The sequence below is a fragment of the Rhizobium sp. rho-13.1 genome (assembly GCF_007000305.1).
GTDB classification, from domain to species: Bacteria; Pseudomonadota; Alphaproteobacteria; order Rhizobiales; family Rhizobiaceae; genus Rhizobium; species Rhizobium rhododendri.
The window spans coordinates 1-654 of record NZ_SCFL01000089.1 but is presented as its reverse complement, the minus strand read 5'-3'; the positions used below and the strand labels follow the sequence as shown (position 1 = coordinate 654).

1 protein-coding gene is annotated in these 654 nt (G+C 63.1%); it reads right to left on the bottom strand.

Features of this window, described 5'->3' with window-relative positions:
* A partial coding sequence (locus EQW76_RS28760; protein WP_143123531.1) for an IS66 family transposase occupies window positions 1–654 on the bottom strand: 654 nt, incomplete at both ends.

Here is a 654-nt window from a genome sequence, read left to right as displayed (position 1 = left end):
TTGAAGCCATTGTAGCAATCAGCCTGCAGGATACCGGTGAACTCGGCCAGGTGTCCTTGCGGATGCTCACCCCGCCTATCACTGGAGGCGTAGAAGACGGCCGCCGGCGGTGATAGCCCACCAAACGGCCTGTCGTCGCAAACGTAGGTCCATATGCGCCCCGTCGTGCACTGGCCCTTGGCGAGGATCGGGATGGTGGTGTCGTCGCCGTGCAACCGCTCGGCCGCAAACACATGGGTCTCAATGAGATCGAACAGCGGTGTGACGGCGGCGCTGACGTAGCCAACCTGGTCGGCAAGCGTCTGGGTGGACAGATCGATCCCTTCACTGCGAAAGCGACGGCTCTGGCGGTTGAGCGGCTGATGCTCAGAGAATTTGTCGAAGACGATGGTGGCGAGTAGCTTGGGGCCGAGAAAGCCACGTGGCGTTGCATGGAAGGGTGCGGGCGATTGGCTGATGCAGCCGCAGTCCCGGCACGTGAACTTCTCCCGCACGGTCTCGACGACCTTGAAGCGGCGCGGGATCTCCTCCAGCGTCTCGGTGGTGTCCTCACCGAGCTTCGACAGGCGTTCGCTGCCGCAGTGATCGCAGGCACTGGGCGCGTCGATGACGACGCGCTCGCGCTCGATAGTCTCTGGCCAAGGCTTGCGCACT